This is a genomic window from Brevibacillus sp. MER 51 (genome assembly GCF_023714195.1).
Lineage (GTDB): Bacteria > Bacillota > Bacilli > Brevibacillales > Brevibacillaceae > Brevibacillus.
On the sequence record NZ_JAMAUS010000009.1, the window covers coordinates 1 to 25,039 of the forward strand.

The 25,039-nt window shown below is 47.9% G+C and carries 26 protein-coding genes; 8 read left to right on the top strand and 18 right to left on the bottom strand.

Annotation, left to right across the window (positions count from 1 at the left end; translation table 11 throughout):
- Positions 1-220 precede the first annotated feature (220 nt).
- The 11 genes from M3630_RS19260 to M3630_RS19310 form a co-directional block, all read right to left on the bottom strand.
- On the bottom strand, positions 221-1,093 hold the full coding sequence (locus M3630_RS19260; RefSeq protein WP_251253156.1) for a sugar phosphate isomerase/epimerase family protein: 873 nt from the start codon (positions 1,091-1,093) through the stop codon (positions 221-223).
- A 46-nt stretch (positions 1,094-1,139) separates the two neighbouring features.
- Complete coding sequence (locus tag M3630_RS19265) at positions 1,140-2,135, bottom strand: Gfo/Idh/MocA family protein (protein ID WP_251253157.1); 996 nt, start codon at positions 2,133-2,135, stop codon at positions 1,140-1,142.
- Positions 2,132-3,037, bottom strand: a complete 906-nt coding sequence (locus M3630_RS19270; RefSeq protein ID WP_251253158.1) for a Gfo/Idh/MocA family protein — start codon at positions 3,035-3,037, stop codon at positions 2,132-2,134. Before M3630_RS19270 ends, M3630_RS19265 begins: the two co-directional genes overlap by 4 nt.
- 16 nt (positions 3,038-3,053) lie before the next feature.
- The gene (locus M3630_RS19275) at positions 3,054-4,256 is read right to left on the bottom strand and encodes an ROK family transcriptional regulator (RefSeq protein ID WP_251253159.1); all 1,203 of its coding nucleotides are present in this window, start codon (positions 4,254-4,256) and stop codon (positions 3,054-3,056) included.
- 22 nt (positions 4,257-4,278) lie between these two features.
- Positions 4,279-5,241 carry an ABC transporter ATP-binding protein gene (locus M3630_RS19280; RefSeq protein ID WP_251253298.1) on the bottom strand — a complete coding sequence of 321 codons (963 nt, stop codon included), beginning with the start codon at positions 5,239-5,241 and terminating at the stop codon, positions 4,279-4,281.
- Positions 5,234-6,226: an ABC transporter ATP-binding protein gene (locus tag M3630_RS19285; protein ID WP_251253160.1), complete on the bottom strand. Its 993-nt coding sequence runs from the start codon at positions 6,224-6,226 to the stop codon at positions 5,234-5,236. The genes M3630_RS19280 and M3630_RS19285 overlap by 8 nt, the downstream gene beginning before the upstream one ends.
- A gap of 18 nt (positions 6,227-6,244) precedes the next feature.
- Positions 6,245-7,135 carry an ABC transporter permease subunit gene (locus tag M3630_RS19290; protein WP_173610525.1) on the bottom strand — a complete coding sequence of 297 codons (891 nt, stop codon included), beginning with the start codon at positions 7,133-7,135 and terminating at the stop codon, positions 6,245-6,247.
- Between the two features lie 19 nt (positions 7,136-7,154).
- Positions 7,155-8,078: a nickel ABC transporter permease gene (gene nikB / locus M3630_RS19295; RefSeq protein WP_173610526.1), complete on the bottom strand. Its 924-nt coding sequence runs from the start codon at positions 8,076-8,078 to the stop codon at positions 7,155-7,157.
- Between the two features lie 67 nt (positions 8,079-8,145).
- A complete protein-coding gene (locus M3630_RS19300; RefSeq protein ID WP_221866873.1) occupies positions 8,146-9,732 on the bottom strand; it encodes a glutathione ABC transporter substrate-binding protein in 1,587 nt (528 codons plus the stop codon).
- A gap of 73 nt (positions 9,733-9,805) precedes the next feature.
- Entirely contained in the window at positions 9,806-10,870 is a 1,065-nt protein-coding gene (locus M3630_RS19305; RefSeq protein ID WP_251253161.1) for a Gfo/Idh/MocA family protein, read from the bottom strand.
- 104 nt (positions 10,871-10,974) lie between these two features.
- Complete coding sequence (locus M3630_RS19310; RefSeq protein WP_251253162.1) at positions 10,975-11,940, bottom strand: ROK family protein; 966 nt, start codon at positions 11,938-11,940, stop codon at positions 10,975-10,977.
- A 206-nt stretch (positions 11,941-12,146) separates the two neighbouring features.
- Between M3630_RS19310 and M3630_RS19315 the strand changes: the two genes are divergently transcribed.
- From M3630_RS19315 to M3630_RS19350, 8 genes are all read left to right on the top strand, one after another.
- Positions 12,147-12,392 carry a spore gernimation protein GerQ gene (locus tag M3630_RS19315; RefSeq protein ID WP_173610530.1) on the top strand — a complete coding sequence of 82 codons (246 nt, stop codon included), beginning with the start codon at positions 12,147-12,149 and terminating at the stop codon, positions 12,390-12,392.
- Between the two features lie 13 nt (positions 12,393-12,405).
- The gene (locus tag M3630_RS19320) at positions 12,406-12,777 is read left to right on the top strand and encodes a spore coat protein (RefSeq protein WP_251253163.1); all 372 of its coding nucleotides are present in this window, start codon (positions 12,406-12,408) and stop codon (positions 12,775-12,777) included.
- 15 nt (positions 12,778-12,792) lie between these two features.
- Positions 12,793-13,929 carry a zinc-dependent alcohol dehydrogenase gene (locus M3630_RS19325; RefSeq protein ID WP_251253164.1) on the top strand — a complete coding sequence of 379 codons (1,137 nt, stop codon included), beginning with the start codon at positions 12,793-12,795 and terminating at the stop codon, positions 13,927-13,929.
- A gap of 27 nt (positions 13,930-13,956) precedes the next feature.
- Positions 13,957-14,151 carry a hypothetical protein gene (locus tag M3630_RS19330; RefSeq protein WP_251253165.1) on the top strand — a complete coding sequence of 65 codons (195 nt, stop codon included), beginning with the start codon at positions 13,957-13,959 and terminating at the stop codon, positions 14,149-14,151.
- 11 nt (positions 14,152-14,162) lie between these two features.
- Positions 14,163-14,456, top strand: a complete 294-nt coding sequence (locus tag M3630_RS19335; protein WP_251253166.1) for a spore coat protein — start codon at positions 14,163-14,165, stop codon at positions 14,454-14,456.
- A 167-nt stretch (positions 14,457-14,623) separates the two neighbouring features.
- Positions 14,624-15,187, top strand: a complete 564-nt coding sequence (locus M3630_RS19340) for a hypothetical protein (protein ID WP_251253167.1) — start codon at positions 14,624-14,626, stop codon at positions 15,185-15,187.
- A gap of 269 nt (positions 15,188-15,456) precedes the next feature.
- Positions 15,457-16,227, top strand: coding sequence for a matrixin family metalloprotease (locus M3630_RS19345; RefSeq protein WP_251253168.1), 771 nt, complete (start codon positions 15,457-15,459; stop codon positions 16,225-16,227).
- A 167-nt stretch (positions 16,228-16,394) separates the two neighbouring features.
- Positions 16,395-16,919, top strand: a complete 525-nt coding sequence (locus M3630_RS19350) for a GNAT family N-acetyltransferase (protein ID WP_221866870.1) — start codon at positions 16,395-16,397, stop codon at positions 16,917-16,919.
- A 55-nt stretch (positions 16,920-16,974) separates the two neighbouring features.
- Here the strand turns inward: M3630_RS19350 and M3630_RS19355 are convergent, their stop codons facing one another.
- The 7 genes from M3630_RS19355 to M3630_RS19385 all read right to left on the bottom strand — a co-directional run bounded on the left by M3630_RS19355 (position 16,975) and on the right by M3630_RS19385 (position 24,954).
- Positions 16,975-18,195: a CynX/NimT family MFS transporter gene (locus tag M3630_RS19355; protein WP_251253169.1), complete on the bottom strand. Its 1,221-nt coding sequence runs from the start codon at positions 18,193-18,195 to the stop codon at positions 16,975-16,977.
- 183 nt (positions 18,196-18,378) lie between these two features.
- Positions 18,379-18,948 carry a helix-turn-helix domain-containing protein gene (locus M3630_RS19360; protein WP_251253170.1) on the bottom strand — a complete coding sequence of 190 codons (570 nt, stop codon included), beginning with the start codon at positions 18,946-18,948 and terminating at the stop codon, positions 18,379-18,381.
- Between the two features lie 166 nt (positions 18,949-19,114).
- Positions 19,115-19,714 (bottom strand): response regulator transcription factor, encoded by a 600-nt coding sequence (locus M3630_RS19365; RefSeq protein ID WP_173610539.1) that lies wholly within the window; start codon positions 19,712-19,714, stop codon positions 19,115-19,117.
- A complete protein-coding gene (locus tag M3630_RS19370) occupies positions 19,711-20,853 on the bottom strand; it encodes a sensor histidine kinase (protein WP_173610540.1) in 1,143 nt (380 codons plus the stop codon). Before M3630_RS19370 ends, M3630_RS19365 begins: the two co-directional genes overlap by 4 nt.
- Before the next feature lie 63 nt (positions 20,854-20,916).
- On the bottom strand, positions 20,917-21,975 hold the full coding sequence (gene desA, locus M3630_RS19375; RefSeq protein ID WP_251253171.1) for a Delta(5) desaturase DesA: 1,059 nt from the start codon (positions 21,973-21,975) through the stop codon (positions 20,917-20,919).
- A gap of 255 nt (positions 21,976-22,230) precedes the next feature.
- Positions 22,231-23,256 carry an ABC transporter substrate-binding protein gene (locus M3630_RS19380; RefSeq protein ID WP_251253172.1) on the bottom strand — a complete coding sequence of 342 codons (1,026 nt, stop codon included), beginning with the start codon at positions 23,254-23,256 and terminating at the stop codon, positions 22,231-22,233.
- 117 nt (positions 23,257-23,373) lie between these two features.
- Entirely contained in the window at positions 23,374-24,954 is a 1,581-nt protein-coding gene (locus M3630_RS19385; RefSeq protein WP_251253173.1) for a helix-turn-helix domain-containing protein, read from the bottom strand.
- Positions 24,955-25,039 lie beyond the last annotated feature (85 nt).

Here is a 25,039-nt window from a genome sequence, read left to right on the forward strand (position 1 = left end):
ATCATTGGAGGTAAGCACAATTATCACCTACTATAAAATGTAATTATAAGAATTATAACAAATTAACGCGGTGTCGCTTTAAAATTAAGTAAAATAAAAATGGCTGTCGACTTTCTCGACAGCCTGACACCTCTCCTCATAAGGGAGAGGTGTTTTATTTTTGGCCCAAAGAAAAAACGGCAGTTCAGGGCTCCCCAAATGCCGTTTTTCCACTACCGTTTTACGCCTCGTCCCAAAAACGTCGCAGGTTGTCCATCCCGATCTTGGAACCTTCTCGACACTCCTCCATGCCTTCGAACTCAACTGTGATATACCCATCATAGCCGGACTGCTTGACCAGCTTGACGACTTCGCGTATGTTGATGTCGCCTTGTCCGACTATCGCTCCACGCAGGAAGTTGCCATTGACGGTCTTGAACCATTTGCCAGCGCCTGGGTCATGGTAGGACGGACGGAAGTAGAAATCTTTAAAATGGACGAGCGAAGCATAAGGCAGATTTTTTTGCACACCAACCAGCGAAGCTTCGTCCACGCACATGAAGTTTCCGATATCCAGCGTTGTTTTGAAATTCGGGCGATTGACCTCATGCAAGACACGCTGCACACGATCACTTGCCTGCACCAGCCAGCCGTGATTCTCGATTGTCGTCGTTATTCCGAATTGAGCGGCATAATCAGCGATTCTACGGCTGCCCTCAACCATCTCAGCCAAATGCTTTTCAAAGTATTCGATCGTCGTCTCCTCTACGGGAACAGTAAAAGCAGACACGTCGTGGCGCATATGCTTGATACCCATGCGGTGCAGCAGATCGACATGTGTTTTTACACGTGCGACTTCTGCTTCGAAGGCTTCTTCGTCTGGTTGAATGAAGTTGGTCGGCATCGAGTAGTTGGATAGCTCAATCCCTACCGCTTTTGCCTTATCCCGAACAGCGTCTGCCAATTCGTAGTTATCAACTAGTGTAAAACCGTATGGCACAATTTCCATGTGTTCACCGCCGTTATCCGCGATCCATTGCACGACATCCAGTACATCCATTTCCCCAGCTCGGATTGCTGTCAGTAGACTGTAAGTGCTCAATCCAATTTTCATCCGTTCCACCTCGTTTGATTTATTTGTATAGAAAGGCTACAGCTCATCATGATGAGAAATGCACCTTGTTGATAGTCACGGCTTGCTTCAGACGATGAGATTCATAGGCTGCCTTCACCACTTCTAGCGTCCGCAGTCCATCCTCTCCTGTAATAGACGGAGGTCGGCTTTCCATGACATTTTGCACAAAATCAGATATAAGCCGTTCATCCATATCCACAGCCCAAGGCAGATTTTGCAGCTTCGAATCGCGGTCATTGTAATAGAGCGCGTGTTGCTTGAAGACATCGACGTCCAACGTCCCTTTGATGCCGACAATCCGCATCGTCACATCTCCCCACGTCGGGAACGTCTTCGGCCTCGACCAGCTCGGATCGATTCCAACAATTACGCCAGACTCCATTTCCACAAAAACCAGTCCACAATCCTCTACCTCCAACTCGTAAAAACGTGTGTCCAGCTCAGCGTAGACGCTTTTTACTTCGTCCTGGAGCATCCAGCGGACGAGGTCCATCAGATGGACGATGTGATCCGTCGCTGCCCCACCGCCAGACAGCTCCTTTTCAATGAACCAGCCACCTGGCATTTGTCCGTGGTTCGTGCCATCGATGGCGAGAATGTCTCCAAGAGCACCCGACTGAACGATCTGCTTGACACTTTCCATCACGGGTGCAAATCGGACAGGATAGGCAACCTGGAGCATGACATCTTCCTCTTTGCAAACCTGAATCATTTCGCGTGCATCCGCAATCTCGGTGGCAATTGGTTTTTCGCAGAGAATGTGCTTTTTCGCTCGCGCTGCCGCAATCACGTGCTCCTTGTGCTTGGCATTTTCCGAGCAAACAATGACCGCGTCGATACCGGATTGCAAAAAGGCATGCAGATCTTGATAAAAATCAAGCTGGTAGGCAGTGGCCACTTCCTCTCCACGGCGAGAATCATCATCCCAGACTGCTATCAGCTGCGCATCCGGATGCTTCTGCAAATAAGTAGCGTAGCTATGGGCATGCATATGGGCGAAGCTGATAATTCCTACCTTCATCCCTCGCCACCTCCAAGAATGAGACTTACAGGTTGTCCCGTCCTGACCGATTCTCTCGCCGCCGAAGCGATATCGAGAGCCGCGAGCAGATCACGAGAATGCAGACGTGGTACTTCCTGTTTCTGTACACAGCGAACGAAATGCTCCCGCTGTCGCTGCATCAGATCCATCCGTAGGAATGTTGTCGAAAGAAACTGCTCTCCCCGACTCCAGCGAATGGGGATGCTTTCCCGGCTATCATGGGCAATCATACCTTGATCACCGGTAAGCTCAAAGGAACCATGTTCTGTCTCCTCGGCCCAAGATAGCTCTACATGCGCAATTGCCCCGCCTGCCATTCGAAGCATGACCAACGCATAATGGACGATCTGTCCTGACTCATTTATGTGCTTGACCTCTCGCGCCATCACTCGCTCAACCTCGCCGAACGTCCAACGCAGCCAGTCGAATTCACCTATTCCAAGCGCTTGAAAAATGCATTTGTCGGCATTCGGGGATGATGGAGGAGCACCTCTTCGCAAGCGAATGACGCCTGCTTTGCCTACTGCCTCATTCTTTATTTGCTCCTGTGCTTGCTCGTATTCCGGAGCAAAACGCAGTGTATTGGCGAATTGCAGCACGATATCATACTGATCGCACAAACTGATTCCTCCACGCCCCAGAGCAGTACCGTCTGCGCATAAAATATGCTTTCCCGCCTGGGCCGCAAGCGTCACCCATGGGTCAGCGCTGTCCGCAACCCAGCCAATATCCACGATATCCACTTTTGTTCCCTGCAAGATTTCGCGCAAAGAAGACAAGCTGTCGGCCACACCTACAATCTCTGCCTCTTTGATCCGAAGCCAAGCCTGCGATTCTTTGACGCTTGTTCCCGCTTCCCCTGCGACTACAACTTTTACCATGATCCCGCTCCCTCTCTTATAGCGAAAACTGAAAGGTATCCTGCAATAAAACAGCGGCAGCTCCTGCGACCTCTACATTTTCGCCCAACGAATTCGGCCGAATCTCCAGTTCCTCCGTCAGGATTCCATGCGCATATTCCCCCACGTAGTCTTTTACTTTGGCGATCAACAGCTCATTTTCGAAGGCAATCTCACCGCCTAGAATAATAACCTCCGGATTGAACAAATGAATCAGATTAACCAACCCCGAAGCCAAATAAGAAGCGGTTTCCTCCAAAATGCTGACGGCAAGCGGGTCCTGCTCTGCCAACGCCTGACGAAACACCGCAGGAGTAATCCGGCCAACATCCTGCTCCACCAAATCAGAGATGCGGCTCGCTTTTCCTTTCGCAAGCGAGGTGACGAGCTTGGAGTAAATGGTTGGCCAGCTCACGTAATTTTCCAGACAGCCAACATTTCCGCAGTCGCACCGCACACCTGCCCGATCAATCGTGATGTGACCGAACTCGCCGGCCCCGCCTTTAAAGCCCCTGTAGATGGCACCGTTCATCAAAATACTGGCTCCCAATCCATCCCCAATCGTGACGTACAGCATGTTTTGATAATGACTGAAATCCCCGATGGTCTTCTCGGCTAGCAAATACGCATTCGTGTCGTTATCCAGCCAGGTTTTCAGCCGGAACCTCCGCTCGATCATTTCTTTAACAGGAGCGTTCTGCAAGCGGAGCTTCGTATTGTAGCGAATCACTCCATGAACCGAGTCCACGATACCTTGAGTGACGATCGAGATTCCCATACATGTCTCCAGACTCGCGGCTCCACGCAAAAATTGCTCAATAACCTCCAGCAAAAAAGCAAGGATACTCTCCCCTTGGTACGGCTTGATCGAGTGAACTTCCTTTCGTTTGACCGCGGCTTCCAGATTCATTTCGGCAATCGTAATCTTCGAGCCAGAGATCGAGATGCCTATCAGAAAACGGCTATCAGGAGAAAACTGGATCAATATCGGTTTGCGTCCGCCATTTGACTCCCCTGTTCCCACCTCGGATACGAACGCGTCACGAATCAACTCACTGACAGCTGAGGTCACGGTAGTAGGACTCAGTTTGTTCCGCTTCGCTATTTCACTCCGGGAAATAGGCCCGTAATGACGGATCGTATCGAATATGATGGAGCGATTCAGTTCCTGGATCAGCTTTAAATCACCCGTCCTACGCATGTAACCATCCCTTTTATTCAAGTCACAAATGGCAAGCGACAAAATGATCTCCGTCTGCCGCTTCCCTCAATGCTGGAGATGTCGTCTTGCATATATCCATCACGAACGGACATCGCGTATGAAACAGACAACCTGACGGCGGATTCACCGGGCTCGGCACATCTCCCTGCAAAATGATCCTCTCCCGCTTCGCCCGCGGATCAGGAATCGGAACTGAAGAGAGCAGCGCTTTTGTATATGGATGCCGGGGATTGGCAAAAATCGTTTCCTTCGGGCCGGATTCTACGAGACTCCCCAAATACATCACGCCGATCTTGTCGCTAATATGCTCCACCACGCTCAAATCGTGGGAAATAAACAAATAGGTCAAATGAAATTCTTCCTGCAAATCTTTTAGCAAATTCAAGATTTGCGATTGAATCGACACATCGAGAGCAGAGACTGGCTCATCCGCGACGATTAGCTTCGGCTTCAAAATCAAGGCGCGAGCGATTCCGATGCGCTGCCGTTGCCCTCCGCTGAATTCATGGGCGAATTTCTCCGCATGATAGCTGGAGAGCCCGACGACCTCGAGCATTTCTGCGACAATCCGATCACGCTCTTGGGCAGACAGCTTCGTATGAATGCGAAGAGGCTCTGCTACCACATCGCGAATTTTCATCCGCGGATTCAGTGAGGCGTACGGGTCCTGAAAAACCATCTGTACCTGCTTGCGCACTTCCCGCAGCTTTGTTTCGTTCATCTTGGAGATTTCCTCGCCATTGATCCAAATCTTGCCCTCATCTGGCAGCAAAAGCCGTGTAACCAAGCGCCCTGTCGTCGACTTGCCACAGCCACTCTCTCCGACCAAACTGAACGTCTCGCCTTCCCTGATCTCAAACGAAACGTGATTCACTGCCTTTACGCTTTTTTTGCTGCTAAACAGACCGCTATCAATCGGGAACGTTTTTTTAATACCGTCTACCACGACCAGTGAGTTAGACATAAACATCCCTACCTTCCTCTTGATAGAGCCAGCAGCGACAAGAACGTTCCTCTCCCACCGTCGTTATGGCGGGCTCCTTTTCCCAACAGACAGACATGACATCCTTGCAGCGCGGAGCGAATTTGCAGCCCTTCGGCATATTGTTTGGTGTCGGTACGTTGCCCGGAACCGAATCCAGCCGAACGCGCTTTTGCCCGATTTTGGGGACGGAGCCGATCAAGCCTTTTGTATACGGATGCTTGGGTTCGTCGAACAAGTCGTAAACAGATGCTTCCTCCACGACACGCCCTGCGTACATGACCACGACACGGTTGCACATCTCTGCCACGACGCCCAGATCATGCGTGATCAATAGCATCGACATATGCTCGTCAGCCTGAAGCTGCTTCATTACGTCGAGGATTTGTGCTTGAATCGTGACATCGAGTGCCGTCGTTGGCTCATCGGCAATCAACAGGTTAGGATTGCAGGACATCGCCATCGCAATCATAATGCGCTGCCGCATACCGCCTGAGAGCTGATGCGGATACTCACCCATGATTTCGCTCGGGCGCGGAATCCCCACCTTTGTCAGCATGCTCACTGCTTGTTCTCGCGCCTTTTGGTCGGAATAGCCGAGATGCAAACGAATGGCTTCCATTAATTGCTCTCCGATTTTCATCACCGGGTTGAGCGAGGTCATCGGCTCCTGAAAAATCATCGAGATTTCTTTTCCGCGAATACGGCGCATATCACTCTCCGAAATCGAGAGCAAATTCGTACCGTTGTAAACAATCTCGCCATTGGTAATCTCACCAGTCGTGTCCTTGAACAGGCGCATGATCGACAAGGAGGTCACGCTCTTGCCGCAGCCCGATTCGCCAACCAGTCCAAGCACCTCGCCTTTTTTTATATGAAAGCTGACATGGTCGAGGACGACTGTCTTCTGGTTTTCTCTCGTAAATTGCGTCTGCAGATGCTTTACTTCCATGATGTTCTCACTCATCTGCCCCATCTCCCTCGTTTAGTTCTTCGTTTTCGGGTCCAAAATATCGCGCAGGCCGTCCCCAACCAGGTTAAACGCCAGCACGGTCAAAAAGATCGCAATCCCTGGAATGATGACCACATGAGGAGAAGTGGCGAGATAGTCACGACCCATACTGAGCATCGCCCCCCAGTCGGGACTCTCGGGCGCGGCTCCCAGACCGAGAAAGCTGAGACTGGATGCTGCCAAGATCGAGGTACCGATTCGCATGGAAAAAAAGACGATCATACTGGAGACGGTCTCTGGAAAGATGTGACGAAACATAATTCGGCTGCTTTTTGCCCCCATGGACCGCGCCGCTTCTACAAACACCGCTTCCTTGGCAGCCAATGTATTGCCCCGGATCAAACGCGCAAACGATGGAATACTGAACACCGCTACCGCTACGACGACATTCGTTAATCCCGGACCGAGAATTGCAACGATGGCGATTGCCAGCAGCAAATCAGGAAAGGCGAACATGACGTCACTCCACCGCATGATGAGGCGATCCATCCACCCGCCGTAATATCCGCTAATCAAACCGAATACCGTTCCAACCACTGCACCGACCAGCACAGAAGAAAAGCTGACGCCAAGAGAGATTCCCGTTCCTACGATGATACGGCTCAAAATATCTCGACCGTATTCATCTGTCCCTGCCCAATGCTGCATGGAAGGAGTCTGCAACGTCACATCATAGTTCGGCTCGTACGGATCATAAGGCGCGATCCACGGGCCAAACAACGCGATGACAAACAAAAACAAGATAAAAAACCCCGCCCAGAAAGCTGTCTTTTGCTTCTTCCACTTCTTCCAAAACTCGCGGGCTCTTGATTTCTTTTTGTTGGAAACCGCTACGTTATGCCCGATTTCTTTTACTACCTCCATTTACGTCACCTCCTTGCCATTAGCTGTCATAACGGATTTTCGGATTCAGTGCCTTGTACAAAATATCTACCAGCAGATTCACGAGAATGAACTCCAGTGAAAACAACAGGATGACTGCCTGTACGACCGGATAATCGCGAAAAGCAATGGAATCGATCAACAGACGCCCCATACCCGGAATGCTAAACACCGTCTCCACGACAACCGATCCGCCCAAGAGAAAGCCGAATTGCAATCCGGCGATGGTCACGACCGGAATCATCGAGTTTTTCAGGGCGTGCTTGCGAACGACTACAGATTCCTTCAACCCTTTTGCCCGACCTGTTCGAATAAAATCTTCCTTTAATGTTTCGAGCAGGGAGGAACGTGTAAAACGAGCCAGCATCGACATGATTCCTGCTCCCAAGGTTAACGAAGGAAGCACGTAGCTCTTCCAGCTCTCGACCCCACCTGTGGGAAACCAGCCCAACGTGACAGAAAAAACCTGTATGAGAATGAGCCCCAGCCAAAATCCAGGCAAGGAAATACCGGATATCGCCGTCAGCATTCCTACGTAATCCGGCCATTTATTGCGGAAAACAGCAGAGATCGTCCCAATCAGCAATCCGAGCACCAAGGCCCAACCCAGGCTCATAAATGTCAACGTCATCGTTACGGAAAAACGGTTTTCAAACATATCACTAATAGGAAGCCCCGTCTTCAAGGAGTGTCCCAAATTTCCTGTCAGCAGGTTTTGCATGTAATTGACGTACTGGGTAAGCAATGGCTTATCCAAGCCCAGCTCCTGACGCACCCGCTCGATCTCTTCCAAGGTCGCTTCTTTTCCCGCCGCCAAGCGAACAGGATCACCCGGAACCAGATGGATAAAGAAGAAAATGAGCAACGACACAACAAAAATAATCGGGATGATCTCGATGAGTCTCTTCACGATATAACGGAACATGGTACGGTTCCTCCTAAAAGAAAAGCAGCGCCCAGCGGCAGACAATGCCCGAACGCTGCTTCAAGTATTATTGGAACGCCGCTTCCCTTACATAGATGCCGCCACTTGGTGTGATATAAACACCGTTCACGTTCGCGCGTTTTCCGTACAAGATTTCATCGACTGCGAGGAAAATCCATGGTGCATCTTTAAACACATTTTCTTGCACGACGCCATACAATTGCTTTTGCTTGTCTTGGTCTGACGATTGTGTCGCTTCCTTGATGCTTTGGTCGACAAGGTCATTTTTGTAGAAAGCCGTGTTTGCTCCCGCAGGCGGGAAGTTCTCGCTGCTAAACAACGAACGCATCGCATTGTCTGGATCAGCAGAGGACCAGCTTACGTACCACATGTTCATCTTCGCTTCTTCTGGCGACTTGATGCCGTAGATTTCATCGGATAGCGTGGCTTCCTCCATCGATTTCACTTCAACGGTGATGCCGACCTTTTGCAATTGCTGCTGAATAAATTGCATGCCCTTCATCGTATCCGAGTTTGTATTGCCCCAGATATCGGTAGTGAAGCCGTTCTCGTAGCCTGCTTCTTTCAAAAGCTGCTTCGCTTTTTCGATGTTGTATTCATACGCGCCTTGCTTGGCATAGTGGGCAATCGTCGGGGACATTACGGATTCCAGTTGTGCGCCATACCCGGATTTCACGACTTTAATGAACGCGTTTTTATCGACTGCATGGTTGATAGCTTGGCGAACGCGCGGATCATCAAACGGCTTTTTCAGCATATTGATCGAAACATAGCGGGTGATAGTGGAAGGTGTGCGCTCTACCTTTACTCCCTCTTCACCGTTCAGTGTCTCTACTTGCTGCTCTGGCAACGGGTAGATGACATCGGCTTCACCCGTTTTCAGCATGGCTACGCGGGAACCGTTTTCAGGAACGGGTTTGTAGACGATTTTACCGACCTTGGCAGCTCCCTTGTTCCAGTGATCCGGATTAAGCTCTACCGTCAGATGGTCACCCTGTACCCATTCCACGAATTTATATGGACCTGTACCGACTGGATTTTTGGTAATGTCTTTGCCGTACTTCTCCAGAGCCGCCGGGCTGATGATTCCGGTCGTGAACTTGTTGATCATCGCGGAAAACGGCTGGTTCAGCGTCACTTTTACTGTGTGCTCGTCGACAATCTCTGTGGACTTGATGTATTTGTAGTTCCGATAAGCTCTCAGGTTGTTGTCTTTGTTACTCATCCGGTCGAAGTTGATTTTGACTGCTTCGGCATTGAAAGGTGTGCCGTCATGGAACTTTACATTTTGCCGGAGCTTGAAGGTGTACTCTGTCGCATCTTCATTCACCGAATATTCAGTCGATAAACCCGGCATGAGCTTCAAATCCTTGTCGTAAATCAAAAGCCCTTCGAACATCGCGCTTTGGACACCTGATGACAGTGCATCCCCTGTATTTTGCGGGTCCATCGTGATGAAGTTTTCGTTTACGGCGATGACCATCTGATCCTTTTGCGGCGCTCCCGTCGTTGTCCCCCCATTGGAAGCTGCAGGAGTTCCACTACCATTGCCACCGCCACTGGAACATCCGAAAAGTAAAGCCACTGAAAAAAGTAAGACGGATGCGGTTCGCAAAAACGATGCTTTTTTCATTTTCTTTTCCCCCTTGTCTTCATGTACTCTATGGGTGTTATCTGGATGTCCATGGATAGGTCTAGCCTGCCGGTTATCGGGTAAATACGATTTCTCTTCCGGTCGCAGCTGATTCGTAAATACCGCACAGAATCTTCATCATCTCCACACCGTCCTGCACTGGGCTAAGCGTTTCTTTTTCACCCAATATACATGCGATAAAGTGATCGATCTCATTTTGGAAGCCTCGCTTGAAATCAAACGATAATTTATCCATCTGCGGGCTGATATTCAGGATCGTGTCATGCTTTTCTGCAATGATGGACAGCTCTGGCTCTACCTCTGCGCCTCCCTTGTCTCCGTACAGCTTGACGGCCAGCTCGTCTTTTTTTGCATGCAGTGTATAGCTCACATCCACGAAAAGAGACGCTCCGTTTTCAAAGCGAATGAGTGCATTGGCCATATCCTCGACAGTGTTTTGGGAAGGGTCGTAGTCAGCGGCTTTGTAAAAGGAAAGATTTTTGACGTTGGCGCGATTGCCCAGCTTGTTGTATGTATTGCCACTGACGGTCGTTACTTTTGGGCAGCCCATCAAATACCAGCACAGATCAATGACATGTACCCCGAGATCGATCAACGGACCTCCACCAGATCTGTCCTTGTCAGCGAACCAGCCTCCCGGGTTTCCCAAGCGACGCAGACAGGATGCCTTCGCGTAATAAATCTCGCCCAGCTCGCCCGCATCGATGAACTGCTTGAGCAATTGCGCATTCGTATCGTACCTTCTCACAAAGCCCACCTGGAGCAGCTTGCCACTTTCTTTTACGGCCTTTTCTATCAGGAGAGCGCTTTCAACTGTTGTACTTAAAGGCTTTTCCAAAAGCACGTCTTTACCCGCCCTAAGGGCAGCAATGGCAATATCAGCGTGCGTGTTGTTCCACGTACAAATACTCACTGCGTCTACCTGCTCATCTGCAAAAACATCCTCAAGCTTGCTGTAATAGGTCTCGGCCCCGTACTTCTGAGCTTTTTCCCGAGCGCGCTCCTCGTTGAAGTCGACGACGGCACGAATTTCTGTACGCTCGTTTTGCTGGTACGATTGCAAGTGCATGTCTGAAATAGATCCTGCACCAATCACCGCAACTCTCACTTTTGCCATGATGCTGTCTTCCTCCTTGGTTCTCATTTGTTAATTATTTTTTTCAGTGGAGTAATTAATAAGATGATACAAAATTGTTTTAATTTTTGCAATACGGATTTCAATTAAAAATTGGATTCAAAAACTCCCCCTGCCGCTCCCATCACTCCGGCCTCCACCCCGATTTGGCTTGTGACCACCCGCACTTCATTCGCCAATCCAGAGATGGATCTATCTCTCATACTCTTTTCGATTTCTGGAAGCATTAATCCAGATGCGTTCATAACCCCGCCTCCAAAGACAATGACCTCCGGATTAAACATATAGATCAGATTGGCTGCTCCTATGCCTAAATAAAACCCGGCTTGCTTTACGATTTGCGCGAAAAATGGATCTCCTGCGAGCGCAGCTTCACTGATCTCTTTTGCCGACAGCTCTCCCTTTTCAACAAGGATTCGATTGGTACCGGACTTCTTCGTAGATGCCAATTTTTGACGGGCGGCGTTTTCGATAGCAGTACCAGAAGCGTAGTTTTCCAGGCATCCGCGATTACCACAGCGGCATGGCGGTCCGTTCCAATCGATTGAGATATGGCCGAACTCACCCGCACTTCCATCTCTACCTGAAACCAAACGTCCGTCGCTAACGATTCCAGCCCCAACCCCTGTGCTGACTGTGACGTAAATCATATTTCGTGTACCGACACCTGCACCCCATAGCCACTCCGCAACCGCCGCAGCATTCGCATCATTGAACAGTCGAGCAGGCAATCCGAATTTTTGCCCAATCAACGTGCCAATCGGAACATTTCGCCAGCCCAGATTGCTCGCAAAAATGACCTCGCCACTATCGCTGTTAATCACACCAGCGGAAGCGATTCCAACCCCGCATACTTCTTCGGAATTGATGCCGCTTGTTGACAGGACATCGTGCGTGGCGGACAGCACCCTTTCGATTACTGCCTTTTCTCCCTCTTCCGCGTACGTAGGCAGTTGCTTTCGTGCAATCAATCGACCAGTACGGTCCACCAGGCCAGCCAATATTTTTGTCCCACCCAGATCCAGCCCAATCGCATATTCCTCTTTTGCCATGCTCGTCTCTCCTTTGTTTACCGTAACGCATGATATTAATTTCTCCAATGGCTTTATAAATTTAACTTAGCTTTATTTGTAGCACACACACCTCCCAACGTCCAGACTATTCAAAAAAATCCACCTCGCCCGAAAACTTCTTTCGAATACCAGGAAGTACATAGGACAGAATAAAACTGTTAAAACGCCCAAAAGGAGGATGGTACATGAATAAACAGACGCTGGCTGCCCATGAATCACTGGATATTCATGAAGTACTTAACTTTAAAACACTCTGCCTCGCCAAATCCAAGCTGATGCAAGGCATCGTATTCGATCAGGATTTACGAGCATTGATGCAAAAAGATGTAGAGCAATCCTTGCAAGCAATCGCAGAGCTTCAGGCTATTTACAAGAACGCACCCTTTCAGGCACCGATCCCGCAAACTCGTCCGACCCCCATCATAAACTGAAGGTGAAAATCCGATGAACAACGATTATCAAGATCCCATAAATGCATTAAACATGCCGGAGAAGGCAGATATGACTTTTGCTATGGACTTCCTCATCCGTGCCAAAGAAGGCGTCCGAAACACAGCCATCGCTCTGACTGAAACCGTTACTCCGGAAGCGAGAGCCATATTGCGGAAACAGCTCCACCAAGGAATTGCTCTCCATCAAGAAATCGCGGAACTGATGCTCAGTAAAAAATGGTTCCATCCCTACGAGCTTCATGAACAATATCAACTAGACCACCTCTCAGCCTTGGAAACGATTCAAATCGGGCAAATGAACCTCTTCCCAGAAGATACTTCGCGAAAAGGCATGTTCGATCGGACACCAGATGAACACCAATGATGGAGGAACTCATCGATGAAAGCTGTTACCTATCAAGGCATTAAAAACGTACTGGTAAAAGAGGTTCCCGATCCGAAGCTGGAAAAGCACGATGATATGATCGTGAAATTGACAAGCACCGCCATTTGCGGGTCCGATCTCCATTTAATTCATGGCATGATCCCCAATTTGCAAGAGGACTATATTATCGGTCACGAACCAATGGGCATTGTTGAAGAGGTAGGCCCCGGTGTAACCAAGCTGAAAAAGGGCGACCGCGTCATCATTCCATTTACGATTGCTTGCGGCGAATGCTTTTATTGTAAAAACGATTTAGAAAGCCAATGTGACAATTCAAACGAGAATGGCGATATAGGTGGTTTTTTCGGATATTCCGGCACAACTGGGGGTTATCCTGGGGGACAGGCGGAGTATTTGCGGGTGCCCTTTGCGAATTTTACCCATTTCAAGCTACCCGAAAACTGCGAAGTAGAAGATGAAAAGCTATGCTTGATTGCCGATGCTATGCCCACTGCCTATTGGAGCGTAGATAACGCTGGTGTCAAGGACGGAGATACCGTGATTGTTCTGGGCTGCGGACCCGTAGGCCTCCTCGCCCAAAAGTTTTGTTGGCTGAAGGGTGCAAAACGTGTGATCGCGGTTGATTATATCGATTACCGCCTGCAACATGCGAAGCGTACAAACAACGTAGAAATCGTTAACTTTGAGCAAAAGGAAAATATCGGTAACTACCTGAAAGAAATCACGAAGGGTGGCGCTGATGTTGTCATCGATGCTGTTGGTATGGATGGAAAAATGTCCGATCTGGAGTTTCTGGCGAGTGGTTTGAAGCTGCAAGGAGGCGCCATGGGAGCAATCGTCATCGCTTCCCAAGCAGTTCGCAAAGGCGGCACAATCCAAATTACCGGAGTTTACGGCGGGCGCTATAATGCCTTCCCTCTTGGAGACATCATGCAACGCAATGTCAACATACGTTCCGGACAAGCTCCTGTGATCCACTACATGCCCTATATGTACGAGCTCATTACCACCGGAAAAGTCGATCCAGGCGACATCATTACGCACGTCATTCCCTTGAGTGAAGCAAAGCGTGGTTACGAAGTATTTGATACCAAAACAGACAATTGCATCAAAGTCGTTTTGAAGCCTTGATGAAATGAGAAGGAGGGTGCTGCTGCGATGAGTTACGGATTGCATGAACAGCTTGAACTACACGAAATTGCCACTTTTAAAACCATTTGCATGACCAAGTCCAAGACAATGCAAGGCCTGGTTTCCGATGAGACGTTGGGACAGCTGTTGGCTGACGATATTCTCGTATCCACCAGACAGCTCCAGGAACTGAGCTCTCTACTGACAAAAGCAAATTCATAGGGGGACAACAAATGACTGGCATTCTTCAAAGCTTAGCTGGTATGGGTGGCCTGACGGATCAAGTAATCGCCATGGACTTTCTCATCTCCGCAAAGAGCGGTGTGCGGAACTATGCGATGGCACTGACGGAAACAGGCACCCCAGAAATTAAGGAAATACTAACCAAGCACTTGGAAGAAGCAATCGATTTGCATGAAAGGATCAGCCTGTACATGATTGAGCGAGGCTGGTATCATCCATGGAATGTTACCGAGCAGATTCAGTTGGATCAGCAAAATATCCAGACCGCGTTAAATCTCTCGTGAACGGAAAGCACCCTTTTGAGGTGCTTTTTATATTGTCTACCATTCGACAATATCTCCTAAAGTAAAAGGAACAAACTTACTATAAAATGGTATATATACCAACATCAGGAATCCACTCAACGAGCATTTCAGAGCTACATTACCTCTGTCATGAAAGGTTGATGTTCATGTTTAAAAAAGCCTTGATCATCCTGACATTAAGCTCAGTCGTCGCCGTACCAAGTTTAGCCGTAACAGCTCACGGGGCCGCTCTACCTTCACAGGAGAAGGCACCAGCCTCCGCAAAAACATTAATCAAAAATGCCGCATTTGGTCAAGAAGTCTGGGTAATGCTCGGCTCGCCTATTCCAACCGGATGGGTCGTCATCAGATCTTCCGGCAATATGAACCTGATTAAAGATATGAACAACGCTCCGACTGGTTACGAAGTTTGGGTAATGCTCGGTTCCCCTATGCCAACTGGATGGGTCGTGATTAGAAGTACCGGAACCATGAACCTGCTTAAAAACCTGAACAGCGCCTCTTCTAATCAGGAAGTTTGGGTAATGCTCGGCTCCCCTATGCCTGACGGATGGGTTGTAATCAGAAGTACTGGAACCATGAACTTGCTTAAAAATCTGAACAACGCATCCTCTGGTCAGGAGGTATGGGTGATGCTAGGCTCGCCTATTCCTGACGGATGGATTGTTGTCAGGTCATCGGGAACAATGAACCTGATCAAGCGTCTATAGGTTAATCAGAATAATAGGATAAACCGCTTCCCCAATAGCTAGACTCATGGCATGCATCCTGTCCACAAGCTGACGTCGAAACTCAATCGACATCAGCTTTTTTCCTTTTTTGTTAGTTTAAATATGGTATAAATTGTTAATTATTTCGTAACTACCAAAAAAGATGGACTAGTAGGAATGGAATTGTTTTTGTAATCAAAAAAATGAGAAGGAGGTCCACAGAGAACTGTACTGGGAACAATGAAAACTCTTATTTGGAAAGGAGCCTCATGATGCTAGAACGAATATTGGGTAAACTTTTATTGCTCACCATTACTCTTGTCACTCTTGTAAATGGATATTTTGTTACGCCGACTAACGCACAGGATCAATCCGAATATCGCATGGATTTTAGCGGTGTATCCGCACCGATCCCTGTCAATATCCGTACCGGACCGACTACTTCTGCTGCTATCATCGACAGTCTTCAACCAAATACCCGAGTACAATTTTCTGGTTGGACCCGAGGCACCTCGCTAACCGACTATTGGACAGGCTCCCCTGATAATAGATGGTTCTTCTACGAGAAAAACGGCGTGAAATACTATGTTGCTTCTGCTTTTATTAACGGAAACCCACCTGCCACCGATCAAAACAAGGTCTTGGTTTCGTATCAGGTAACCATTACGACGAATATCCCTGCTCTTAGACAGGCCTATGAAAATGCCATACAAAACTGGAACAACACAGGCATTGTTTCCTTAACACCAACACAAAACGCCCCCATTACATTAGGTGAAGGCTATGCAAGGGGGTATGATGGATTTGGCTGGTGGCAATCGAATGGCTCCAGAGTTACCGGTGGCACAGTCATTCAATGGAACAGAGTAAGCAACAGAAACGCCGCTTATTTAGAAGCCTTGGCTACTCATGAGATTGGCCATGTACTACGACTAAATCATAGGTCGGATCACTCCATCATGAATAACTCTTGGTTAACGAGAATCACTACTCCTACCCAAAACGACATCAATGAGCTTCGAAACATCTATAGTCGATAACGCTATTGCCCACAAAATAGACCATACAAGGCACTCTTTTGGCTCTCGAAAAAATCGACGGCTTTTTTTGATGAACAGCCCGCCTCTTGGTAATCCCCCCCTTTCCTTCTCATGCATCAGCGTATACGATTATGAATATTCCTTACCATTCCCAAAGGAGAATCCCCATGAATAATCAAATTCTCAGTGCACGCCTGACTCTCACTAAAGTGGCATTACCCGATTGGGAGCTGATCCGTTCCATCTATTCCAACCCGACACTGATGGAGCATATCGGAGCAACCATGAGTGACGAAGATATCCGCCGTAACTTTGAGAAAGAACTCGCTCCGTGGAGTCTCGAATCGAACCACTGGCTGACCTGGATCATACGTGAAACCGACTCCGGTAGCGACGTTGGCTTGATTAGTATCTGCACCCGTAACCGAGAGACCCTCACTGCGGAAGTCGGCTTCATCATCCTGGACGGATTCAAAGGCAAAGGCTATGCAACGGAATCAATCAGACGCGTATTTGATTTTGCAGTAGATACATTTGGCTTCAAAAAATTTACGGCTGTTTGTTCCGAAGAGCATGCCGCTTCACGCCGTGTTTTGGAGAAGGCTGGAATGAAGCTGGATAAAATCGTGCCCGAAAGCACTGAAATTGCTGGCAAGATGGTGAATGACTGTTTTTATACGTTGGAAAAGTAAAAGATCTTACGCCTTTTACAACGCAATAAGGCACCATACCTGTGAAATGGTTTGCTTACGTCGCTTTTGAACCAATAGAGCGATTTCTGGCTGCTCCTAGCCCAAATATAAAGAGCAAGATTGACGCACCGACCAAAAGTAGCAGGGGAACCGTCCAGCTATCCGTTACATCATGCAGATATCCGAAAAGGGTCGGGCCTATTGCGGCAAGTAGGTAGCCAACTGATTGAGCCATACCGGATAGCTCTGCAGCCTGTTGAGCATTCTCTGTACGTAAACCAAAAAACATCATCGATAAACTAAATGCAAAACCTCCGCCAATTCCGAGCATGATGATCCACCAAACAATGAAATTCGCGCTTCCATAAAGTAATCCAAGCGTTCCCATGAAAAGTAAAAGTGCCGTAATCGTAACTAATGAACGTTGACTGGACATACGCCCCGCGATAATCGGAACGATAAAAGTAAAGGGAAGCAAGGCTAACTGCATAATGGATAGGAACCAACCAGATTGATCTGAACTTGTTCCTTGCTGTTTTAAGATTTCAGGTAGCCATGTAATCAGTACATAGAAAAACGTAGATTGAAGTCCCATAAACAAGGTTACTTGCCACGCTAGTGCGGAACGCCATAAATTCACACCACTATCCGCCGATTGATTTTGAACGGTGGCTGTTTCCCTAGTGCGGCGTTTCATTTGAGGTAACCAAAATAATACGGATACCACGCTAAGAATGCCCCATATTCCCAGTGCCCCTTGCCATCCAACTCCTAATCCAACTGCAATGGGAACACTAATGCCAGATGCGATTGCCCCTAATATATTCATAGAAATGGAATATACACCAGTCATTAAACCAATTTGTCCAGGAAACTCCCGCTTTATAAGGCTAGGCAACAACACATTAGAAACGGATATTGCCAACCCAAGAACAGCAGTACCGATATATAAGGTAGCGATTCCTGGGAGAGAACGCAAAATAATCCCAAAAGTAAGAAGGAGGATGGAAATTAGAATCATTACTTCTACGCCAAACCTTCGTCCTAATTTAGGAACAATGGGAGAAAAAAGTGCAAAAGCTAATAGGGGCAACGTGGTAATCATACCTGCCAGCGTGTTCGAAATATGAACATCGTCCCGAATAAGACCAACTAGAGGCCCCACCGAGGTTAAAGGGGCCCGTAAATTAGCTGCAATAAATATGATCCCTACAATAACCACCCAAACTGCTGATCTAGTAACATTTGAAGTTGATTTAATCTTTTGCGTGCTCATTATTTTCCCTCTTTGTCTATTAGATTGAATACAGGAGTTCATTCGAAACCAAAGAAAAAATATATTATAATATACTTTTCTACCAATAACATATACTATAATACAACAAAAACCCTCTAGCAACCATTCGGTCGATAAAGGGTCATAGTCGTGGTAGTCTATGAACATACAGGGGATCGATTTTTAGACCCCGTATTTCAATATAATATGGAGCACAACAAGCTCGTCAGACTGATTTATATAGGAATGTGTGCCATCTGCACAAAAACTAATCGAATCATATTGGTTCAAAGTGTACGACTCATTATTTACATGGATGGAAAGGGTTCCTGACATTACTGTCGCAATTTCCGTTGTATTGTGGTGATGCTTCTCTGGATGGTATGAGCTATTCGGTTGTAAATAAGCTCTATACGTTTCAATTTCATTGCTTACGTTTTGAAAGATTGGCTCAATGACCCACTCTTTATTATCCCCGGCAATTCTGAGTCCCTTCCCGGCTCTGGACAGATTCACACTGTTTTCGGTTGAGAATAACGCCAAGAGTGGGATAGATAAGCATTTCGAAATTTTCCACAGCACCCCGATTGTTGGGTTGGTTTCTCCACGCTCAATATTTCCAAGTGTCAGCTTGCTCACACCGGATAATTCTGATAAATCTTCCAGGCTCAAATGCTTCTCTTTACGGATTTTTTTTAATACCCCTCCAACCTGTAGAACAACTTGTTTAGGGTCATCGGTTTCTGGATTCACTTTAAGCCTCCCTTTACTATAGATGGGAACTATAAAAAAATATGCTAGTAGCATTCCTATACGATAGTGGATGAAATCATATTAAATATACCAGATCATCAATCATAACCCCATAAAAAAGAAACCCTTCCTGCCAAAACAGAAAGGGCCTCCTTCAACTGGTCTGCTACTTAAACCAGCCTTTTTCCTTTGAATGCATAATCGCCTCGATCCGATTGCTCACACCGAGCTTGTCGAGAATGACGGAGATGTAATTCCGCACAGTCCCTGTCGTAATGTACAGCTGACTGGCAATCTCCTTGGTGTTCTTCCCGTCAGCGACCAAAAGCAGGACTTCCTTTTCCCGCTCCGTCAGCGGATTCTCCTGCCCATACGCCTCATCGATCAGCTCAGGCGCATAGATCCGCCGCCCAGCCATAATGCTGCGAATCGAGCTGGCCAGCTCTTCGCTCGGACTGTCCTTGAGCAAGTAGCCGTTTGCGCCTGCCTTCAGTGCTCGTTCGAAATAACCTGGGCGAGCAAAGGTTGTAAGAATCATCACCTTGCACCCGCTACCTTTCAATTCCTCGGCAGCGTCCAATCCGCTTTTGACTGGCATTTCGATATCCATAATGCAAATGTCGGGCTGATGCTGATGCACGAGCTTGACCGCATCCTCACCATTACTTGCTTTTCCGACGACCTTCATATCCTCTTCCAAATCGAGCAGGGAAGCAAGGGCTCCCAAGAGCATCCGCTGGTCCTCTGCAATGACAATGCGAATCATCTTCCCGCCTCCTGTTCCGGTTGTTTGAAGATGTTGGGTACCCGAATCACTAGCTGTGTTCCAGACACGGAGGACTGGATTTCCATGCTTCCGTTGACAAATTCCAGCCGTTCCTTCATTCCACGCAAACCGTTGCCTCGGTAAACCAATTCCTCCGCCATTCCGATGCCATTATCCGTTACGCTTACAACGAGATCGGTACGAGCGGGTTCAATGACAATGGAACAGGCAGTGGCGTTGCTATGCTTCACAATATTGTTGACCGCTTCTTTCAGGCACATGCACAACACGTTTTCTGTCATCAGCGAAGTGTTGGTCAGATTCGTGTTACCTTCCAACACGAATTCAATATCCGCTGCCTTGAAAATTTGCTTGATTCGAAACATCTCATCCTCTAGCCGCGTCCCACGCATTTGCGTGACCATTTCCCGTACTTCCTTCAAAGCGATTCGCGCTGTTTGCCTGATCTCCTCCAGCTCTGTTCTCGCCAGAGCAGGATTTTTGTTGATCAGCTTGTTCGCCAAATCGCTTTTCAACCCAATCAGGGAGAGCTTCTGCCCCAACGTATCGTGCAGGTCGCGGGCAATGCGTTGGCGTTCCTCGAGCTTGACCAGCTCTGAAATCCGCTTGTTCGCATGCTCCAGCTCTCCTTGCAGCTTCTCTCGCTTATTCCAGTTGTACGTAGTCACGGGCAAGAGAATGACAGCAACCATGCTAACCAAAACAAACGGAAGCTGGCTAATCAATTGCGCGTTTTTGGTGAAAAAGCCGATGTTGACCGATATGGCGGTGCTAATCAAATGAACCGTGTACAGCGTAACAAAGCCGATCTTGTTCTCGATATTCCCGATAAAAAACGCCAGAAAGAGCGAGAAATACACATAGCCGAACATCAAGGTCATCGCGATGGATATGATGATCTGCACACCCGTCCAAAAATAAATCAGCCAGCCCTTCGACAGAAAGGAGAATACATAGCAAATAAAAAACAGAATGATCATGATGATTCCGATCACCGCTTCGTACGTCGAGGATGACCGGAAGATGAAATAGAATGGCAGGATGTAGAAGACAACCCACACATAAGGGCTCAAGCCCGTATTTTTTTGAAGAATGTGATACCACTTCTGCTTTTGCATGCTTGCCCACCTTTTCTTCGGCACTCTCTCAAGTGTATCGGAAATCAAGGGTTTATGGCAGGCTTATTTTCCTTCCAAACTCGGTTTGGAGCCTTGGAGTGCATCCATGATCGCTTCAGATCGAGCAGCAGACAATCGCTTGATGCCTTTGAAGCTCACAAAACGCTTGTTGCTCTCATCCCACAAATGAAAACGCAGGCACTGCACGCTGGCCGCCAGTGTAATCGTTGTCGCCTTCTGAAGCGGCGGTGTATCGTTATGTGCTTGTTCCAGGTTGTAGTTCGGTACGCGTGGGCTTAAGTGATGGACGTGGTGAAAGCCAATATTGCCTGTGATCCATTGCAAAACCTTCGGCAGCTTGTAGTAAGAGCTTCCTTCTACTGCTGCTTTCACGTAGCTCCACTCTTCTTCGTTCTCAAAGTACGAATCCTCATACGTATGCTGCACATAAAACAGCCAAATCCCAAATAATCCCGAGACAAAAAAGATCGGACCTTGAATCAGCAGGAATGCTTGCCAGCCAACCGCCCAGATTAAGAGCCCATAAAGACCGACCAGCAGCACATTCGTCAAATACGTATTCAACCGCTCTTTACGCCGAGCTCGCTTTACATTAAAACGATATTGGAGCAAAAAGACAAAGATAGGACCCAAACCAAACATGACGATCGGATTCCGATACAGCCGATAAGCCATTTTACCCCAGATAGAAGCTTCGAGATATTCATTGACAGTCATCATCCACAGATCGCCTACGCCTCGTTTGTCGAGGTTGCTACTCGTTGCATGGTGAATATTGTGACTATTTTTCCACTGTTCATACGGCACGAGGGTAAGTACCCCAGTAATTGTCCCCACAATGTCATTCGCCCGACGATTTCTGAAAAAGGATTGGTGGCAGCAGTCGTGGCAAATGATGAAGGTACGGATGACGAAGCCAGCTGCAACAATGACGATAGGCAGCGTCAGCCAATAGGACACAGATAAGCTGAGATAAGCTCCGTACCAGAGAAGAATCAGCGGAACTAGCGTATTGATTAGCTGTCGGATACTCTTTTTCATGTCTGATTTTTCAAAGGGGGCAACATTCTTTTTCAACTCGGCAATGTTGGCTTGATGCATCAATTGTTTCCTCCTCGATCGAAGCGTACAGGGACATGTAAATTCGCCGGACGCAATATTCTATCTTTATTGTAGAAAATAGCGTCTGGCCGCTGTAGTCATAAACGTCAAGTCGGAGACATGACAAATGTCATAGTTGAACAAATGACTGGGAAATTTAGGGTGCGTAAACCAAGCGGGGCATCCCATATTATGCCAAGAAAAGACCCCATCCATACTTCGGATGAGGTCTTTGGCTTTGACTCCGTACTCTTCTTACTTCAAATCGAGGCGCTTCACGATATCTTCAAGTAGCAAATTCGCTGCCTTGATGCCGCCTGCTTTGTTCCAGACCGTTTCGTCTACCTGGTAAACTTGATTGGTCTTCGACACATTCAGGGATTGGAAGACTGGGCTTTCCATCCATTTTTTTGCGTTGTTCGCAATGTCTTGAGATTCTTTTGTTGGCTCCGTTACCCAGTAGAACAGGATGTCCCCGTCCATAGCGGACATGCCTTCTTCACTGATCATTTCTGCAAAGTTATTAACGTCCTGGGAAGCTGGACGTGCAAGTCCCAGCTGATCGAGCAGCACACCGCTAAATGTATCTTTTTGATAAATTTGTACACCTTTTTTGGAGAATTTCGCTACGGATACTTTGGTAGAAGCTTTAGGACCCAGCTTTGCTTTCACAGCAGCTACGCGGTCGTCGAATTCTTTCAGGACTTGCTCGCCTTCCGCCTTTTTGTTCAGTGCTTCAGCATAGAGCGTGAAGTTGCTTTTCCATCTACCGGACAGCTCTTCGGAGAATACGGTTGGAGCGATTTTGGACAGTTGATCGTAAATCTTTTCATGACGTACTTTGTTTCCGATGATCAAATCAGGGCTCAGGCTTACAATCGCTTCGAGATTTGGCTGGTCTTCGAAGCCCAACACTTCTACGCCTGTCATCTGATCTTTGATGTGAGGATACCAAGGATCTTCATCCCAGGACTGTACAGCAGCGATTGGCTTAACGCCAAGTGCTAGCAAAGCCTCCGTACCTTCATTCGTTAAAATAACTACGCGTTCTGGTGTTCCCTTAATCGGAGTGGTACCCATTGCGTGTTTCACTTCACGTACTTCAATGGAATCGGTTGGTGCTGGTGCCGGAGTAGCCTCAGTCGTCGTGCCCGATGCAGCTGGCGTCTGTTGAGCTTGATTGGCATTGCCTCCGCAACCGGCAAGGACAACCAGCAAGCAAAGCGCGAAGAAGCTGGTCATGAGGTGGCGCATGGTACGTAAACTGGTCTGACTTTTCATATCGAGAATGCCCCCACTTCTGCTTATCAACTTAGTGATAACAATTATCAATTGATAGTATATAGAGACTCCTCTTCCTTTTCTATGGACGTGATTGTCCAATTGCCATGGACCAGATTATCCCTGTGCGACCTGGAGAAAATACGCTGTGCTCCTTTGAATTGTATGCTCTCTGCCAAACGGTCCCCATGGGTCCCATTCGTGATTGGCGGGATGGTACACTTTGTTTTCCCGCACCGCACGCATCTCTCTCCACTGCGGGTTGTTCCACAACGCTGCCACATGCTCCCGTTCACTCCAGAACACGATAATTCTCTCCGGGTTCAATTCGATCAGATCGTTGAGCGCATTTGGTTTATAGGCTGCGTGATTCACATTCTGATCAGGCGCAAACCCAAGCTTGTGATAAAACAAGTCAGCGAGGGCGTGCCCCTCTACACCATACAGGCGCACCTCATCTGCAAGGACGCGAATCATCGTCCATTCACCCGCGCGCGTAACCGGTAACAGTGCATCCCTTGCTTGTTTTTCCACTATGTCGATGTGCTTGATGATTTTCTCTGCCAGACTCTCTTTCTTGAAAAGCGTCGCCAATCTCTTTTGGTAGTCAATCCAGTTCGGATAGCCGTCAAAGAAGACCGTTCCTTTTATTTTCTCCCAGTCTCTTGCCTCCCGATTGTGAAAAAAATTCATTTTGACAATCACATCAGGCGACAAAGTCAAAATCTCTTTCGGATCAATCAACCGCTCTGCATTCAGTGCTTTTGTCCCGCGCAGCTTTTGCTGCAAATAAGAAGGAAAGCCCGTCCTCGTTTCAAAGTAGTTCGGGAAGGAGGGGGCTGCAATCGGCTGAATTCCCATCGCGAGGAAATGATCCTGCAAGAACAGCTTGCTGACCACGACTACCCGCTGGTCACCTTGCTTCATATAAATTTGCGGCGACAATCCTTCGCGTTTTTTGAAGAGTCTACTAAAATACAGCTCATCGGCATAACCCACGTTACGAGCTACATCCTTCACACTTCCTCCAGAATGGGCAAGCAGCTCCTTGGCATGCTCCATACGCAGCCCAGTCAAATACTCCCCAGGTGTCATTCCCGTCGCACGTTTGAAAGCACGGCAATAAGAGCTGGGGGTCAACCCCGCCAGTTTTGGCAAGCTTCCCAATTCCAATGACTCACGGTAGTGTTTTTGCATGTAAGCGATGGTCTCCTCAATCGCTCCAATGCCTTTTTCCTCATTCTTTTTCTGTTCATCATGAACAATACCAAGCAGCTCGTATAGCAGCGCTTGGCTCCGCAAAAAAGAAGAGTAGTCCCGCTTCCGTGTCAATTGCGAGAGTTCCTCCAATACCGTCAGAAATGAAGCGGGAGTAGAGACAGCCATAACCTCGATTTCTTTCCTCTCGGGAGCGCTCTCGTGCTGATCGTGTCTCGTTTCCGCGTAATGCAGCCTGTATATGTGCAACGGTCCTGATTGGCACCGCAATTCTTCTATCTTTGTCGTCGGGCTAAACAACAAGAGCTTTCCGGCGTCGAGCACCCGCTTTTGACCATCAACTGTCATCTCGGCACGTCCTTCTGCCACATAGCATAGGACATGGGTGTTTATCTCCACCTGACGCAGGTGAAAGTTTTTCAATCGCTGTTTGCGAAAGGCGGTCATCAAAAAGCCAGGATAATCTTGATTAATCGTCAACAGACTCACATCCTTCTATCACCGGAAAATAGCAAGAAAAAGTAGACAAGCTGATTGCAAGAATCAGCCTGTTCTACTTTTATCA

Bases quoted from the DNA above. Each gene is read 5' to 3' on its own strand.
- M3630_RS19260 (WP_251253156.1), bottom strand. From the start codon at position 1,093: ATGAAAATTGGATTGAGCACTTACAGTCTACTGACAGCAATCCGAGCT.
- M3630_RS19265 (WP_251253157.1), bottom strand. From the start codon at position 2,135: ATGAAGGTAGGAATTATCAGCTTCGCCCATATGCATGCCCATAGCTAC.
- M3630_RS19270 (WP_251253158.1), bottom strand. From the start codon at position 3,037: ATGGTAAAAGTTGTAGTCGCAGGGGAAGCGGGAACAAGCGTCAAAGAA.
- M3630_RS19275 (WP_251253159.1), bottom strand. From the start codon at position 4,256: ATGCGTAGGACGGGTGATTTAAAGCTGATCCAGGAACTGAATCGCTCC.
- M3630_RS19280 (WP_251253298.1), bottom strand. From the start codon at position 5,241: ATGTCTAACTCACTGGTCGTGGTAGACGGTATTAAAAAAACGTTCCCG.
- M3630_RS19285 (WP_251253160.1), bottom strand. From the start codon at position 6,226: ATGAGTGAGAACATCATGGAAGTAAAGCATCTGCAGACGCAATTTACG.
- M3630_RS19290 (WP_173610525.1), bottom strand. From the start codon at position 7,135: ATGGAGGTAGTAAAAGAAATCGGGCATAACGTAGCGGTTTCCAACAAA.
- nikB (WP_173610526.1), bottom strand. From the start codon at position 8,078: ATGTTCCGTTATATCGTGAAGAGACTCATCGAGATCATCCCGATTATT.
- M3630_RS19300 (WP_221866873.1), bottom strand. From the start codon at position 9,732: ATGAAAAAAGCATCGTTTTTGCGAACCGCATCCGTCTTACTTTTTTCA.
- M3630_RS19305 (WP_251253161.1), bottom strand. From the start codon at position 10,870: ATGGCAAAAGTGAGAGTTGCGGTGATTGGTGCAGGATCTATTTCAGAC.
- M3630_RS19310 (WP_251253162.1), bottom strand. From the start codon at position 11,940: ATGGCAAAAGAGGAATATGCGATTGGGCTGGATCTGGGTGGGACAAAA.
- M3630_RS19315 (WP_173610530.1), top strand. From the start codon at position 12,147: ATGAATAAACAGACGCTGGCTGCCCATGAATCACTGGATATTCATGAA.
- M3630_RS19320 (WP_251253163.1), top strand. From the start codon at position 12,406: ATGAACAACGATTATCAAGATCCCATAAATGCATTAAACATGCCGGAG.
- M3630_RS19325 (WP_251253164.1), top strand. From the start codon at position 12,793: ATGAAAGCTGTTACCTATCAAGGCATTAAAAACGTACTGGTAAAAGAG.
- M3630_RS19330 (WP_251253165.1), top strand. From the start codon at position 13,957: ATGAGTTACGGATTGCATGAACAGCTTGAACTACACGAAATTGCCACT.
- M3630_RS19335 (WP_251253166.1), top strand. From the start codon at position 14,163: ATGACTGGCATTCTTCAAAGCTTAGCTGGTATGGGTGGCCTGACGGAT.
- M3630_RS19340 (WP_251253167.1), top strand. From the start codon at position 14,624: ATGTTTAAAAAAGCCTTGATCATCCTGACATTAAGCTCAGTCGTCGCC.
- M3630_RS19345 (WP_251253168.1), top strand. From the start codon at position 15,457: ATGATGCTAGAACGAATATTGGGTAAACTTTTATTGCTCACCATTACT.
- M3630_RS19350 (WP_221866870.1), top strand. From the start codon at position 16,395: ATGAATAATCAAATTCTCAGTGCACGCCTGACTCTCACTAAAGTGGCA.
- M3630_RS19355 (WP_251253169.1), bottom strand. From the start codon at position 18,195: ATGAGCACGCAAAAGATTAAATCAACTTCAAATGTTACTAGATCAGCA.
- M3630_RS19365 (WP_173610539.1), bottom strand. From the start codon at position 19,714: ATGATTCGCATTGTCATTGCAGAGGACCAGCGGATGCTCTTGGGAGCC.
- M3630_RS19370 (WP_173610540.1), bottom strand. From the start codon at position 20,853: ATGCAAAAGCAGAAGTGGTATCACATTCTTCAAAAAAATACGGGCTTG.
- desA (WP_251253171.1), bottom strand. From the start codon at position 21,975: ATGCATCAAGCCAACATTGCCGAGTTGAAAAAGAATGTTGCCCCCTTT.
- M3630_RS19380 (WP_251253172.1), bottom strand. From the start codon at position 23,256: ATGAAAAGTCAGACCAGTTTACGTACCATGCGCCACCTCATGACCAGC.